We start from the raw sequence: 14267 nt of genomic DNA, 5'->3' as shown, positions 1-14267 counted from the left end.
CTCAGGTCACCTCGGGCCCGGGCGGTTCGCCGCCCGGGCCCGCACCACCTTCCTGGAGGCACCGCACATCCCTGGAGGCATCCGCCGATGACGCCCCCCGACGCGGCGGTCGACAGAGCCGAGACGCCGGCCGTGGAACGAGGCGCCGACCAGGCCCTCGTGGCCGTGGCCCGGCACAGTGGCGGCCGCACCGCCGCCGTCCTCGGATGCACGGTGGCGGCCGCCGCGGCAGCACTCGCCGAACCCGCCGTCCTCGGCCACACCCTCGACCTGCTGCTCCGCGGAGCGCCGTCGGGCCCCGCCTGGACCCTGTTGTGCGCCGCGGTCATCGCGGCCGAAGTGGCGCTGGACGCCGCCGCCGCACGGCTGACCGGCGAGGTGGACGGCCGCTCCGCCGCCCGCTTGCGCAGGCTCGTGCTCGCCCGGCTGCTGCGGACGGCTCCGCACCACGCCGCCCGCCACGCACCCGGCGAAACCGCCGCCCGGCTGACCGCACACGCCACCGAGGCCGGAAAGGTCCCGGCCGCCGCCGCGCACGCCGTCGCCGCACTGCTGCCGCCGGTCGGCGCGGTGGCCGCACTCTTCCTCATCGACCCGTGGACGGCGCTCGCCTTCCTCCTGGGCGTTCCGCTGCTGGTGCTCCTGCTGCGGGCCTTCGCCCGCGACACCCTCAGCAGCGTCGCCCGCTACCAGCAGGTGCAGCTCGCGACCGCCGGCCGCCTCGTCGAGGCACTGGCCGGGGCGCGCACGATCGCCGCCGCCGGTACCGCCGACCGCGAACGCACGCGGATCCTCGCCCGGTTGCCGGAACTCGGTACCGAGGGCAGGCGGATGTGGCGGGTCTACGGGGGAACGGCGGCCCGGTCCGCGGCCCTCATGCCGATGCTCCTGTACGCGGTCCTCGCCGTCGGCGGCATCCGCCTGTCGGCCGGAGCCATCGGGATCGGCGAACTCCTCGCCGCCGTACGGTACGCCGCCCTCGCGGCCGGGGTCGGCGCCGTGACCGGCGGGCTGGCCGCCGTGGTCCGGGGCCGCGCCGCCGCCCGGCGGACCGCCGCCCTCCTGGCCCTGCCCGCACTCGACCACGGCCGGTCGGAGCTGCCGGAGGGCGGTCCGGGCACCCTGGAACTGCGCGACGTGCGGGTCGTGCGCGGCGGATCGACGGTCCTGCACGACATCAGCCTGGTGATCCCCGGAGGCAGCACGGTGGCGGTGGTGGGCCGGTCCGGCGCCGGCAAGACCCTGTTCGCCGCCGTGGCCGGCCGGCTCACCGACCCCGATGCCGGCCAGGTCCTGCTGGACGGCGTACCCCTGCGGGAGGTGACCGCCGAAGCGCTGCGCCGTGAGGTCGGGTATGCCTTCGACCGGCCCGTGCTGCTCGGGGACACGGTCGAGGACGCGATCGCGTTCGGCGCGGGTACGGGCCCCGGCCCGGAAGCCGTCCGCGCCGCGGCCCGTGCCGCGGGCGCCGACCTGTTCGTACGGCGGCTGCCCCACGGGTACGGCACACGCCTCGCCGACGCCCCGATGTCCGGCGGCGAGGTCCAACGCCTCGGTCTGGCCAGGGCGTTCTGCCACGCGGGTCGGCTCCTCGTGCTGGACGACGCCACCTCCAGCCTCGACACCGTCACGGCCCGGGAGGTCGAGCGGGCGCTCGCCCAGGAGATCCGGCCCGGCACCCGGATCGTCGTCGCGCACCGCCTCTCGTCCGCCGTCCGCGCCGACCTCGTCGTATGGCTCGAGGACGGCCGGGTGCGCGCGGCAGGCACCCACGGCGAGCTGTGGCAGCAGGAACCCGACTACCGGTCGGTGTTCGCTGCCGACGGGAAGGCGGGAGCCGGAGGGGAAGCGACGACAGGGCCGGCGACAGGGCCGGCGACGCAGGCGGCAGGGGAAACGGCAGCGGAAACGGCAGCGGAGGCGGCGCGGTGACCGAGAGCGAGGCCTGGCGTCGGGTGGCCCCCGAGGGCCGCCGGTTCCTGCGCGGCCGCAAGGGCGCTGCGGGACGGCTGGCGGCGTGGTCGCTCCTCGAGTCCGCGCACACCTTCCTCGGCGGCTACGGCGTGGCCCGCGCCCTCGACGACGGCTTCCTCGCCGGCCGCACCGCCACCGGTCTCGCCTGGCTGGCCGCGGCCGGAGCGGGAGCACTGCTCGGCGGGTTCGCGCTGCGGGGTGTGTTCGCCGGACTCGCGGACCTCGTGGAGCCGCTGCGCGACGGCCTGGTCCGGCGGGCGGTCGGTCAGACACTGGATCGCGCCGTCGCCGACCCGGCTCGCGCTCCCGACACGGGCGCCGTGTCCCGGCTCACGCAGCAGACGGAAATGGCCCGGGACTCCTTCGCCGGGCTCGTCCTGACGACACGTTCGTTCGTCTTCACCGCCGTGGGCGCCTTCGCGGGCATGGCCGCCCTGGCTCCCGTGCTGCTCGTGGTCGTGCTGCCTCCGCTGCTGCTGGGCATGGCCGCCTTCCTGGCGACGCTCCGCCCCATGGCGTCCGTGCAACGGCTCTCCCTGGACACCGACGAGGCGCTGTCGGACCGGGTGGCGGCGCTGGGGGAGGGTCTGCGCGACATCGCCGCCTGCGGTGGACAGGCGGCGGCACGAGCCCGGGTGGAGCCCCTGATCGCCACCCAGGAGCGGCTGGCGCGCAGGCTCGCGCGCTGGGCGGCCCTGCGCACCGTGGCCCTGGCAACGGCGGGCCGGCTGCCGGTGATCGCGCTGCTCGCCGCGACCCCCTGGCTGCTCGGGCACGGGATCACCGCCGGTACGCTGGCCGGCGGTCTCACGTACGTGGTCACGGCGCTGCTGCCCGCCCTCAACTCCCTGATGACGGCCCTGGGCTCCGCCGGCACCCGCCTGCTGGTGGTCCTCGAACGCTTCTGTGATCCGTTGCCGCCGGCCCCGGACGGCGGCCGCGCGACGAAGCCCCGGGCACTCGCCCACACCGGCCGGCAGCCCTCCGCCGCGGCCGAGCTCAGGGGCGTCACCTTCGCCTACGGCCCCGGCGCGGCCCCCGTACTCGACACCCTCGACCTGGTGGTGCGGCCGGGGGAGCACCTCGCCGTGGTCGGGCCGAGCGGCATCGGCAAGTCCACGCTCACCGCGCTGCTCGCCGGGATGCTGGCACCCGACGCGGGGACGGTCCTCGTCGCCGGTGCGGCCGCCCGCCGGGAGCCGGGTGCCGCGGGACCGGACCCGCGGCGGACCCTGCTGCCGCAGCAGGCCTACGTGTTCTCCGGCACGGTGCGGGAGAACCTGAGCCACCTGTCTCCGGCTCCGGGAGGCGCTCCCGTCCCCGGGGACCTCCGCCTGTGGCGGGCCATCGGCGCCCTGGGGCTGGACGACCTGGTGGAGCGCCTGGGCGGCCTGGACGGAGAAGTGTCCCCCCGGCAGCTGTCCCGGGGCGAGAGCCAGCACCTCGCACTCGCCGCCGCCTACCTGTCGCCGGCGCCGCTGCTGCTGCTCGACGAGGCCACCTGCCACCTGGACCCGCGTACCGAGGAGCGTGCCGAACGGGCCCTCGCCGAGCGTCCCGGCACCCTCGTCGTCGTGGCCCACCGCGTCTCGTCCGCGGCCCGCGCCGACCGGGTCCTCGTCCTCGACGGGACCCGCGCCGTGTGCGGCACGCATGCGGAACTTCCGGCCAGGTCGCCCCTGTACCGCGATCTCGTGGGGAAGTGGAACGGGACCGCGGACGAATGACGCGGTCCTCGGCCCCGTCCGCGGCGGATCAGACCCAGCCCTCCCGCCGGGATATGCGGATCGCGTCGATGAGGTTGCGCGCACCGGTCTTGCGGGTCGCCGCGGCCATGTAGTTGCGTACCGTCCCGCTCGCCAGGTGCAGGGTGCGGGCGATCTCGGCGATGGAATCGCCCTCCGCGGCCCGGGTCAGCACGCTGACCTCCCGCGGGCTCAGCGGCACGGGGTCGGCCTCCATGAAGGCGGAGGCCAGTGAGGCGTCGATGAACCGTTCCCCGGCGGCGACCTTCCGGACGGCCCGTACGAGGCGCCCCGGCGAGCCGTCCTTGTCGACGTAGCCGCGGGCCTCGGCCCGGAAGGCCCGGTGCAGGGAACCGGGCGCGCCGGTCGACGCGAGCACCAGTACCGAGGACGGGGACGCGAGGACCTGGCCGTCCGCGCGTCGGCTGTCGGCCAGAACGGCCGTCGTCCCCGGACAGTCGAGGTCGACGACCGTCACGTCTGGCCGTAAGGACTCGGCCTGGCGTGCCGCGGTCCGCCAGCCCGCCGAGGTCACCTCGAAGGGTCCTTCCGATCTCAGCAGGGCGGCCAGTGCCGACCTGACCAGGCTGACGCTGTGCAGGACGAGGACCTTCGTCACGGTGAGCTCTCCTCGGTAGACGAACCAACAGCACCCATGCGGGTGCCCCGTACAGGGGTGATGGAACGTCACTGCGGGGGGCGCGGAGAGGTGTACGGGCAACTTGGCCGAGATACCCAAGGATTCCGCTTCGCTTAGGCGGGTTACCTCCTTGAAGACCGGGCCCGTCCTGCCCTGCCTTCGGCGGGGCGCGCCGTTCGTCGCGGTCAGACCTCGCCGCGCCAAGCGCCCGTCTCGACCCCGCGCGACTCGATGAACAGCTTGAACCGCTTCAGGTCGCCCACGACCTGACGCTTGACGAAGCCGAGCTTGTCGGCCGCCGTTTCGGCCAGGCCGTCGGGCACCCAGTTCATGTGCAGGACGATCTTGGTGGTGGTCGCGTCGATCGGCTGGAAGGTGACGAGCCCGGCCTGGCGGGCCTCCCCGTCGACCGTCATCCACGCGACGCGCCGGTCCGGCAGCTGCTCGGTGATCTGCGCGTCGAACTCGCGCCGCACACCGTTCACGTTCGTCACCCAGTGGGTGAGCGTGTCCGTGCGCTGGTCGATGCGCAAGACCCCCTCCATGAAGGCGGGGAACTCCTCGAACTGCGTCCACTGGTTGTAGGCCGTGCGTACCGGGACGTTGACCTCGACGTACTCCTCGACGTGCGACATGCGCACCCCTTCCGTGTCATCGGCAGCCGCGCACCATGCGGTGCGGGTCGTCCGTCAGGACGTCTCGAGGCGCGGTTGCCCGCCCCTGAGGGCCCCATGCACGGGCCCGGGCGGCACGGTGTCCTCACCCACGGCCGGGCCGCGTCCCTGATCCTTCTCGGTGGCAACGGCGGAGGCGGAGAGGAGCGTCGCAGCGGCGAGGCTGCCCCAGAGGGCGGCCGGGCCGTGGGGCGCGAGAGCGGTGATGGCCGCCGGGGAGACGGCGAGGCCGAAGCCCGTGGAGAGCTCGAAGCGGGCGAGGGTGCGTCCCAGGGCATGGGCCGGGGCGAGGTCGGTGACGAGCGCGGTGGCGCTGCCGGCATAGATGATCTCGCCGATCGTGCAGACCACGGACACCGCGGCTACGGCCGGGACAGCCCAGCCGTGTCCCAGTGAGGTGGCCGCCAGGAACCCGAGGTAGGACGCGGTGAGGACGACGCCGGCGAGAGCCAGCACGGTCCGCCGGGAGAAGCGGGACATCAGGACGGTGACCGGAACCTGCAGGGTGACCACCAGCACCGTGTTCGCCACGAAGATGGCTGCCGACCACACCGGGGATGCGTCCAGCTGTGTCACCAGGACCAGGGGGAGCGCGATTTCGGGGACGTTGAGGCAGAAGACGTAGATCACGTTGGCGGCCAGCAGCGCCCGCGTCCGGGGTGCGGGCCCGGCGTCCCCGTCCTTGGCCGGGGCAGCAGCCGGACGCGCGTGCAGGTGGACCGACCACGCCAGGCCCGCCGCAAGGAGATAGGCGAGCCCGGTGACGGCTGCCAGCGCCTGCAATGCGGTGGCGCCGCCCGCCAGGCATGCGGTGGCGAGCAGCGCGCCCACGCCCAGCCCGGCGTTGCGCAGGGCGCGGCCTCCCGCGAGAGCGGCATCGCGTTCCCGGCCGTGGGCGACCGTGGCCACGAGAGCGGCGTGCGCGGCCGGCCACGCCTGGTTGCCGATGCCGAGGAAGAGCGCCGCCGCCGCGAACAGCCAGACGTGCCCCGCCGGAGCGGCCAGCAGCAGCGCCACGCCCAGCACCCGCACCAGCATCGACGCTGCCACGACCGTGCTGCGCGCTCCCCGGTCCAGCCATCGGCCCACCGCGGGCATGCACACCAGACCCACGACGACGCCGGCCGTCATGGCGATGCCGGTGGCCGGCGCGGACAGCCTCAGCACCGTCACCCCGTACAGCAGCAGAAAGGGCCGCAGCAGGCCGGTGCCGAGCGCGTCCACGGCCAGGGCGACGGCGTAGCGGGGGCCTCCGGAGGCGCGGATGAGGGCACGGGGCCGGATCTTGGTGGTGGTTGCCATGGCGCCAACGGTGCGTCGGACCGCCGGGCGGGCCCCGCCGGTTGACGGACACCGTCAATCGACGCCGTCGCCGTCCGTCCGGTCGGTGATGATGAGGGGGTGACGTTGAGGATCGACATCAGCGGCCTGCCGTCCGAGCGACTTCGGTTCGCCGCCTCCCCGCTGGCCGAGCTGACCGCGATGCTGCACGTGCTGGCCGAACCAGGGCACCATCCGCAGCTCGCCGGCTGGGCCGGGGACGTCTGGGCGGGGCTGCGGCCGGAGCTGGCCGAGCGGTTGCGGGAGGCGGAGTTCCTCTGGCGCTCCTCACAAGCCGACTTCCTGCTCCCCGCCCGGCCCCGGGCCACCCTCGCCGAGGAGTTGGACGACGTCGACCGGATCGACGACGCCACGTACGTGACCGCTGCGCTCGTCACCACCTGCGGCGGCAGCCGGGTCCACTTCGCCGCGCCGTCGCCGCTCACCGACGCGACGGCGCGCGAGCGGGCCCTGGACGTGGCCCAGGCCCGCGGCGCGCGCCAAGAGGCCTTTGCGGAAAGGCTGCTGGCGGACCCGGCCGCCGTGCGGGCGCGGGTGCGCCACACCCTCGAACAGTGCGCCGAGGCCTTCTTCGACGCCGCCTGGACGGGCGTCGCCGTGCAGCTCGCCACCGACCTGCGCGTGAAGAACGACCTGCTGAAGCGCCAGGGCATCGGGGCGGCACTCGCATCGGTCTCCGGCGCGGTCACCCTGGCACCGGACGGCGACTGCATCATCGTGGACAAGCTGCAGGACAAGGCGACCGCCGCCCAGGGGACCGGGGTCACCTTCATCCCCAGCGTCTTCGGCCGCCCGCACCTGGTGGCGGTCCACGCGCCCGGGTGGCAGCCGGTGGTGCAGTACCCCGTGGCGGAGCCGAGTCCATCGGAGCCGGTATCGCTGGAAACGGTCACACTGCGGCTGGAGGCACTCGCCCATCCGGTACGGCTGCGGCTGCTGCGCACCCTGGCCCGCGGCCCGCACACCACCGGCGAGCTGGCCCACGCCTGGGAGCTTTCCCCTCCGGAGGTGTCCCGCCACCTCGCCGTCCTGCGCCGCGCGGGCCTGCTCACGGCCCGGCGGCACGGTCGTTACGTCCGCTACACCCTCAACCTGCCCGACCTGACGGCGCTGGGCACCGACCTGCTGGCGGCCGTACTGCGCTGAGCAGCCGCCCATCCTGCCCCGTCAGGCGAAAGCGAAACGGTCTCGGTGAGCGAAGTGGCGACCATTACAAGCCAGTTCTGGTCCTGCGTGAAGGAGTTACATTCTCGTTATACTCGCTCGTCTTGGGCTAATATTTCATGCTAAATCGCCATATTCAGTGCACTGGCGAGGGTGAACGCAGGGCTTCTGCGTGCTTCGCCATCTATCACGCCCTGCCGCAGCACGGAACCCTCCAGCCCCATGCAATTTGGGCTCGTGCTGGGTAACTTCCCTCCGCATGACCACTGCACCCGCAGACCTGGCCCGCAGCCGAAGCGCCCTCCTGGAACTTCCCGTGGAGTTGCGTTTCGACAGCCCTGACGTGGGAGACGGAGCCTCCCTCTGGCGTATCGCCCGTGACTCTGAAGTCCTGGACCTGAACTCCCCGTACAGCTACCTCCTCTGGTGCCGTGATTTCGCCGCCACCTCCGCGGTGGCCCGCGACCCGAGCGGGCGGCCCGTCGGATTCGTCAGCGGATACCGGCGGCCCGGGGCCCCCGGCACCCTGTTCGTCTGGCAGGTGGCCGTCGACGAGGCCCTGCGCGGGCAGGGAGTGGCCGGGGCGCTGCTCGACGGGCTGTCCGCCCGCGAGGCGCGGCGGCAGGACGGCCTGCGCTGTCTGGAAACGACCATCGAGCGGGGGAACACCGCCTCGGAGCGGCTGTTCGCCTCGTACGCCGCCCGCCACGGCGCCTCACTCACCCGCGAGGTGCTCTTCGAGCCCGGTCACTTCCCCGAGAGCGACGCACACGCCACCGAAGTGCTCCACCGCATAGCGCTGCCGGGCTTCTGACATCCGGGCCCGCCGGCCCTCTTCGCCGGTTCACCGCACCACCCCGCGTGGCGGTCCCGCAGGGCGCAGCCACGCCGCACAACGTTTGGAGAGCGCATTGACCATCACCGAGCCGCTTCTGACCGTCTTCGAGACCGTGGAGTCGGAGGTCCGCAGCTACTGCCGGGCCTGGCCGACCGTCTTCGAGCAGGCGAGCGGCAGCCGGCTGCGCGACGAGCGGGGCCGCGACTACCTCGACTTCTTCGCCGGAGCCGGGTCGCTCAACTACGGCCACAACAACCCCGTACTGAAACGCGCGCTCCTCGACTACATCGAACGGGACGGCATCACCCACGCCCTGGACATGTCGACGACCGCCAAGCGGGACTTCCTGGAGGCCTTCCAGTCCGCGATCCTCGCCCCGCGCGGTCTTCCGTACAAGGTCATGTTCCCCGGGCCGACCGGCACCAACGCCGTCGAGGCGGCACTGAAGCTGGCCAGGAAGGTCAAGGGCCGCGAATCGGTCGTCTCCTTCACCAATGCCTTCCACGGAATGTCCCTCGGCTCGCTCGCGGTGACCGGCAACGCCTTCAAACGGGCCGGGGCGGGCATCCCCCTCGTACACACCACCCCCATGCCCTTCGACAACTACCTCGGCGGCCAAGTGCCGGACTTCATCTGGTTCGAACGGCTCCTGGAGGACCAGGGGTCCGGCCTGAACCAGCCCGCCGCCGTGATCGTCGAAACCGTGCAGGGAGAGGGCGGAGTGAACGTCGCCCGCCCCGAATGGCTGCAACAGCTGGCGGACCTGTGCCGGCGCCGCGACATGCTCCTCATCGTCGACGACGTCCAGATGGGCTGCGGCCGCACCGGAAGCTTCTTCTCCTTCGAGGACGCGGGCATCACACCGGACATCGTGACGGTCTCCAAGTCCATCAGCGGGTACGGACTCCCCATGGCGCTCTGCCTGTTCAAGCCGGAGCTGGACATCTGGGAGCCCGGCGAGCACAACGGCACCTTCCGCGGCAACAACCCGGCCTTCGTCACGGCCACCGCCGCCCTGGACACCTACTGGCGCGACGGCGTCCTGCGCCAGCGGACCCTCACCCAGGGCAACCGGATCGACGAGGCCCTGCGCGAGCTCTGCTCCGACCCGGCCCTGGGCGCGAGCCACCGCGGCAAGGGCATGGTCTGGGGCATCGAGTTCCAGGACAGGAACCGGGCGGGCGAGGTGTGCGCCCAGGCCTTCGAGCACGGCCTCCTCGTCGAGACCTCCGGCCCCGAGAGCGAGGTGGTGAAGCTGCTGCCGCCGCTCACCGTGTCGTCCGCGGAGCTGGACGAGGGGCTGGAGATCCTGACGCGCTCGGTCCGCGAGACGGCCTGACCGCACGAGCAGGAGAAAGGCAGGCCACAGTGATCGTCCGTTCATTCAAGGACATCGAGGGCACCGAGCGGCACGTGAAGTCCGCCTCCGGTACCTGGGAGAGCAAGCGCATCGTCCTCGCACGGGAACGCGTCGGCTTCTCCCTGCACGAGACGGTGCTCTACGCCGGGACGGTGACGTCGATGTGGTACGCGAACCACGTCGAAGCCGTCGTGTGCGTGGAAGGCGACGCGGAACTCACCGACGAGGAGACGGGCGAGACGTACCGCATCACCCCCGGGACCATGTACCTGCTCGACGGCCACGAGCGGCACACCCTGCGCGTCGAGCGGGACTTCCGCTGCCTGTGCGTCTTCAACCCGCCCGTCACGGGGCGGGAGGACCACGACGAGAACGGTGTCTACCCCCTGCTCACGGAGCCGGACCACGCCTGACGGCGGACGACGGGTACGCGGACACCCACACGGAGAACGAGAGAGGAGAGGCAGGCACCATCATGAGCACCACAGCCGAGCGCATCGCGGACGTCTACCCGACCAGGGGCGCCCAGGAGGCCCTGATCGGCCGCAAGGACCCCGTCATATGGTCCGATCCCGGAACGCCGGGGCCCCTGTGGAGGCGTGAACTGGAGGGATTCGAGCAGCACGGGTTCCACCCGGTGGAGCAGCTCATCACGCCCGAAGAGGTGGACGTCTACCGCAGCGAGCTGGACCGCCTGGTCGCCGACCCCGTGATACGCGCCGACGAGCGCTCGATCATCGAGCGCACGTCGCAGGAGGTGCGCTCGGTCTTCGAAGTGCACCGGATCAGCGAGGTCTTCGCCCGGCTCGCGGCGGACCCCCGTGTCGTGGGGACCGCGCGCCAGATCCTCGGTTCGGACGTCTACGTGCACCAGTCCCGGATCAACGTGAAGCCCGGCTTCGGAGCCCGCGGGTTCTATTGGCACTCCGACTTCGAGACGTGGCACGCGGAGGACGGACTGCCGCGCATGAGGACCGTCTCCGTGTCGATCGCGCTGACGCCGAACTACCCCACCAACGGCGGGCTCATGATCATGCCCGGCTCGCACCGGACCTTCCTGGGCTGCGCGGGCGAGACGCCGAAGGACAACTACAAGAAGTCCCTGCAGATGCAGGACGCGGGCACGCCCTCGAAGGAAGCCCTCGCGAAGTTCGCGGAGGCCTGCGGGATCCGCCTGTTCACGGGGCAGGCCGGCTCGGCCACCTGGTTCGACTGCAATGCGATGCACGGCTCCGGCGACAACATCACACCGTACCCGCGCAGCAACGTCTTCTTCGTGTTCAACAGTGTCGAGAACGCCCCTGTGGAGCCCTTCGCGGCCCCCGTCCGCCGCCCCGGCTTCATCGCGGCGCGGGACGTGACCCCCGTGCGCTGACACCCGCTCTTACCCCTGTCACCGCCGAATGGCGGGGAGCACGGCCCGTCCGGGCCGTGCTCCCCGCCATTGCGGGGTTCGGGGTGTCCGGCGACGTCAGCGGGCCGCGCCGAAGGCCTGCGTCCAGTAGGAGTTCGGCTGTGCGAGGCCGACACCGATCTCCTTGAACGCGCAGTTGAGGATGTTCTCCCTGTGCCCGGGGCTGTTCATCCAGCCGGTCATGACCTGCTCGGGCGTGCTGTAGCCGTAGGCGACGTTCTCGCCGTAGGTGGTCCAGCTGTAGCCGGCGCGGGTGATGCGCTCTCCGGGGTCCGAGCCGTCGGATCCGGTGTGCGACATGGTGGAGTGCGCGGCCATGTCCTTGCTGTGGTTCAGTGCGGCAGCCGTCAGCTTCGCGTTGACGGTGAGCGCCGAGCAGCCGGCCTTGGCGCGCTCCTGGTTCACGAGGGCCACCACCTCGGCGGTGGGGCCTGACGGCGCGGCGGTCGGCGTGCTGGGCGGCTTCGTGGCGACCGGGGGCTTCGGCCGGACCGGGGCCGGCTTGGCGGGCTGCGTCGCCGTGGGCGGCTCCGCCGTCGCGGTGGGCGGCTGTGCCGTCTGAGGGTCCGCCGTGGGCTGCCCCGTCGGCTCGGGCGTCCCTATGGGGGTGGCCGCGGGGTCCGCCTGCGTCGGGAGCGGCGCGCTGGGCGATGGTGCGCTGGGGAAGGGGCGCGGGCCCTGCCTCCCGAAGGCCCTCGTGGCGGCCGTCTCCTGCGTGTCCAGGCATGCGATCGCGGCCGTGGGTATGCCCACGATGCCCAGGGTGACGGCGGCGATCGATATTTTCTTGTAGTGCTTCCTCTTGCGGTGCTTCTGCATGCTGGCCTCACTTGGTCTCTGCGAAGCGTCCTGCGCCTGAGCTGCCGGAGCGCCGGGCGGGCCGCCATTCTTAGAAGCCGGGCAACGGGCTGGCAAGTCTCGGCGCCGACCCGCGCGGCGGCGCCGTACGCCGGGCTTGAAATGGGCGGGAAGTCGTGCTGGCCGCGCCCCCGGCAGGCTGCCCGGAGCAGATGAGGACCATCAGAAACGCCTGTGACGTGGCGCGTTGCGGAACGTCGCCGCATTCCCGGAGACGCCCATTTCGGTGGGCGGGGGGAATGTCGACTCCAGTGCGACAAATCTCGACATTTCTGTGAGGCCTTAGTGGACGTAATGCTTCCGTGACCCTCCCCTCGGCTGTGACGCATATCACTGTTTCGTCGGGGAACCGGATGCGCTGCCCGGGGTCGTCGGTCACCGGCTGAGCGGCGGTTTCCAGGTGCCCGGCCTATCGTGAAAGGAAGAGGAAGGCTGTCTGCCAGCGCGGCCCGCCGGCTCCCCTGGGGAGGCCCGATGCCCGAAACCCTCGACGCGGACACCGTGACAGCGCTCGTCGTGGATGCCACGGCCGCCCCGTCGATGCACAATGCGCAGCCGTGGAGATTCCGTTTCTTCCGCGACAGTCGCGTCTTCCACATGCGGTCCGACCTCGAACGCTCGATGCCGCGCGCCGACCCCACCACGCGCGCCCTCCACCTGGGCTGCGGCGCGGCTCTGTTCAACCTGCGGGTCGCCGCCGTCCACGCGGGCTGGGAGCCGGCCACGCGCCTGCTCCCCGATCCCCAGGACCCGCAGTTGCTCGCCGCGGTGCGGCTGGACGCCCCCGTGACCGCCGACGGCGACCTCGCCGCGCTGTATCCGGCGATCCACCGACGGCATACCAGCCGCGAGCCCTTCACGGAGGAGGAGATACCCGCAGGCATCAGGGACGAACTGTGCGGCTGCGCCATCCTGGAGGGAGCGCGACTGGTCTTCCCCTCCGCATGGCACGTGGCCAGGCTCCTGGACCTGGTTCACGACGCCGAGGGCCGCGATGCCCTGGACCCGGCGGCCACCGAGGACATGGAACGCTGGACACGCATCGGCCCCGATGCCAGGGACGCACCGACCGACGGTATCCCCGACCACGCCTTCGGGCCGCGACAGTACGACGGCAAGGCGCCCGTGCGCGACTTCGCCGGCAGGCGTCCTGTGGCCGGGCGCCAGGCGGCCACGTTCGAGAGCACCCCGCAGCTCGCCCTGCTGGGTACGGTCAACGACCGGCGGGCCGACTGGCTGCAAGCGGGCCAGGCGATGGAGCGCGTCCTGCTCCAAGCCACCTTGGACGGACTCGCGACCTCGCTCACCTCCCACGCACTGGAATACCCCGAGCTGCGCTGGGCCGTACGGGATCCGCAGTCGACCATGGGATTCGTCCACATGGTGCTCCGCCTCGGGTACGGCCCCCCGGCCCCCGGCACACCACGTCGACCCGTGGACGAGGTGCTCGAACTCGCGACGGGACTCAGCGGGTGAGCGCGGTCGCCAGGGACGGGTAGTCGAGGACCATGCCGCGCTGGTCGACCTCGATGTCGCTCCGGAAATCCCCGGACCGGTAGCGGATCCGGGCTCCGTGCTCGGCGCGGGCCAGGTGGGTGTACGTCTGCTGGTTCGGACTGACCGTCAGCTCGGGTACCGAGACCCACGCCATCGTGAAGACCGCAGGGCCCGCTCCGGGTTCCCGGTGCAGGCCGTGCCGGAGCACGGGCATGGTGTTGGTCAGCGGGCACAGGCCCAGGTCGCAGTCGAGCGCTCCCTCGAGGTCGGGTCGTTCGGCACCGTTCACGGTCCAGCGGCCCAGCCCGTCGTGCCGCAGGTCCAGGGACTCGGTCGACGCGGCGGTCTCGACGGTGACCCCCAGACGGGTGGTCACCCAGCCGCCGGCCGTCTCCAGCTCGTAGGAGACCCAGTACGGCTCGGGGATCAGGCCGACGGCGCGTCCGCGGGCGGAGAGGGAGTCGGGTGCGAAGTCGACCCAGGCGGTGGAGTAGCCCCGGTCCGGGAGGATCTCCCAGGTCCGGGCGACGGATGGAGTGCTCATGACCCGAGCCTAGGTCGTCTCTTTCGGATCTTGCTCCCCCAGCTACCGCTGGGAGGTGCCCCCAGTTAAGCCCGCGTCGTGCGGTGCCGGGCGGCGTGGGTCAGGCAAGATCCGGAAGAGACGGCCTAGGTCCGACCGGTCCGAGTGCGCCTGGCCGCGCCGAAGGCCACGCGGTGAGGGGCCGCGTGGCCTTCGGCGCGCCGGGGCCGGTGCCCCCG

At 72.3% G+C, this 14267-nt stretch carries 13 protein-coding genes; 8 read left to right on the top strand and 5 right to left on the bottom strand.

All coding sequences use genetic code 11. The features are described from left to right. Positions 1-87: 87 nt before the first annotated feature. Both ACIPUC_RS02010 and ACIPUC_RS02005 read left to right on the top strand, forming a co-directional pair. Entirely contained in the window at positions 88-1932 is a 1845-nt protein-coding gene (locus tag ACIPUC_RS02010) for an ATP-binding cassette domain-containing protein (protein ID WP_446586238.1), read from the top strand. Continuing rightward, the gene (locus ACIPUC_RS02005) at positions 1929-3701 is read left to right on the top strand and encodes an ATP-binding cassette domain-containing protein (protein WP_446586237.1); all 1773 of its coding nucleotides are present in this window, start codon (positions 1929-1931) and stop codon (positions 3699-3701) included. Before ACIPUC_RS02010 ends, ACIPUC_RS02005 begins: the two co-directional genes overlap by 4 nt. A gap of 28 nt (positions 3702-3729) precedes the next feature. Here ACIPUC_RS02005 and ACIPUC_RS02000 read toward each other — a convergent pair whose 3' ends face one another. The 3 genes from ACIPUC_RS02000 to ACIPUC_RS01990 all read right to left on the bottom strand — a co-directional run bounded on the left by ACIPUC_RS02000 (position 3730) and on the right by ACIPUC_RS01990 (position 6335). After that, on the bottom strand, positions 3730-4338 hold the full coding sequence (locus ACIPUC_RS02000; RefSeq protein WP_446586236.1) for a response regulator transcription factor: 609 nt from the start codon (positions 4336-4338) through the stop codon (positions 3730-3732). Between the two features lie 206 nt (positions 4339-4544). After that, positions 4545-4994, bottom strand: a complete 450-nt coding sequence (locus tag ACIPUC_RS01995; protein ID WP_446586235.1) for an SRPBCC family protein — start codon at positions 4992-4994, stop codon at positions 4545-4547. A gap of 54 nt (positions 4995-5048) precedes the next feature. After that, positions 5049-6335 carry an MFS transporter gene (locus ACIPUC_RS01990; protein WP_446586234.1) on the bottom strand — a complete coding sequence of 429 codons (1287 nt, stop codon included), beginning with the start codon at positions 6333-6335 and terminating at the stop codon, positions 5049-5051. A gap of 99 nt (positions 6336-6434) precedes the next feature. On the opposite strand from ACIPUC_RS01990, the gene ACIPUC_RS01985 reads away from it, so the two are divergent. From ACIPUC_RS01985 to thpD, 5 genes are all read left to right on the top strand, one after another. Next, a complete protein-coding gene (locus tag ACIPUC_RS01985) occupies positions 6435-7520 on the top strand; it encodes a DUF5937 family protein (RefSeq protein ID WP_446586233.1) in 1086 nt (361 codons plus the stop codon). Between the two features lie 277 nt (positions 7521-7797). After that, positions 7798-8352, top strand: coding sequence for a diaminobutyrate acetyltransferase (ectA, locus tag ACIPUC_RS01980; protein WP_446586232.1), 555 nt, complete (start codon positions 7798-7800; stop codon positions 8350-8352). 97 nt (positions 8353-8449) lie between these two features. Next, the gene (gene ectB / locus ACIPUC_RS01975; protein WP_446586231.1) at positions 8450-9715 is read left to right on the top strand and encodes a diaminobutyrate--2-oxoglutarate transaminase; all 1266 of its coding nucleotides are present in this window, start codon (positions 8450-8452) and stop codon (positions 9713-9715) included. 29 nt (positions 9716-9744) lie between these two features. Next, positions 9745-10149, top strand: coding sequence for an ectoine synthase (locus ACIPUC_RS01970; protein ID WP_446586230.1), 405 nt, complete (start codon positions 9745-9747; stop codon positions 10147-10149). A gap of 62 nt (positions 10150-10211) precedes the next feature. After that, complete coding sequence (thpD, locus tag ACIPUC_RS01965; RefSeq protein WP_446586229.1) at positions 10212-11111, top strand: ectoine hydroxylase; 900 nt, start codon at positions 10212-10214, stop codon at positions 11109-11111. Positions 11112-11207: 96 nt separating this feature from the next. On the opposite strand, the gene ACIPUC_RS01960 is transcribed toward thpD, so the two are convergent. Further along, the gene (locus ACIPUC_RS01960) at positions 11208-11969 is read right to left on the bottom strand and encodes a CAP domain-containing protein (protein ID WP_446586228.1); all 762 of its coding nucleotides are present in this window, start codon (positions 11967-11969) and stop codon (positions 11208-11210) included. A 513-nt stretch (positions 11970-12482) separates the two neighbouring features. On the opposite strand from ACIPUC_RS01960, the gene ACIPUC_RS01955 reads away from it, so the two are divergent. Further along, a complete protein-coding gene (locus ACIPUC_RS01955; protein WP_446586227.1) occupies positions 12483-13484 on the top strand; it encodes an Acg family FMN-binding oxidoreductase in 1002 nt (333 codons plus the stop codon). On the opposite strand, the gene ACIPUC_RS01950 is transcribed toward ACIPUC_RS01955, so the two are convergent. Then, complete coding sequence (locus ACIPUC_RS01950; RefSeq protein WP_446586226.1) at positions 13474-14049, bottom strand: putative glycolipid-binding domain-containing protein; 576 nt, start codon at positions 14047-14049, stop codon at positions 13474-13476. The genes ACIPUC_RS01955 and ACIPUC_RS01950 overlap by 11 nt on opposite strands. Positions 14050-14267 lie beyond the last annotated feature (218 nt).

This window comes from Streptomyces sp. LARHCF249 (assembly GCF_052871255.1).
Note: the sequence above shows the minus strand (reverse complement) of the source record. Positions and strands in the feature narration are given on the sequence as shown.

Excerpts from the sequence above, each read along its gene's own strand:
- ACIPUC_RS02010 (WP_446586238.1), top strand. The coding sequence starts at position 88 with ATGACGCCCCCCGACGCGGCGGTCGACAGAGCCGAGACGCCGGCCGTG.
- ACIPUC_RS01960 (WP_446586228.1), bottom strand. The coding sequence starts at position 11,969 with ATGCAGAAGCACCGCAAGAGGAAGCACTACAAGAAAATATCGATCGCC.
- ACIPUC_RS01950 (WP_446586226.1), bottom strand. The coding sequence starts at position 14,049 with ATGAGCACTCCATCCGTCGCCCGGACCTGGGAGATCCTCCCGGACCGG.
- ectA (WP_446586232.1), top strand. The coding sequence starts at position 7,798 with ATGACCACTGCACCCGCAGACCTGGCCCGCAGCCGAAGCGCCCTCCTG.
- ACIPUC_RS01995 (WP_446586235.1), bottom strand. The coding sequence starts at position 4,994 with ATGTCGCACGTCGAGGAGTACGTCGAGGTCAACGTCCCGGTACGCACG.
- ACIPUC_RS01990 (WP_446586234.1), bottom strand. The coding sequence starts at position 6,335 with ATGGCAACCACCACCAAGATCCGGCCCCGTGCCCTCATCCGCGCCTCC.
- ACIPUC_RS01955 (WP_446586227.1), top strand. The coding sequence starts at position 12,483 with ATGCCCGAAACCCTCGACGCGGACACCGTGACAGCGCTCGTCGTGGAT.
- thpD (WP_446586229.1), top strand. The coding sequence starts at position 10,212 with ATGAGCACCACAGCCGAGCGCATCGCGGACGTCTACCCGACCAGGGGC.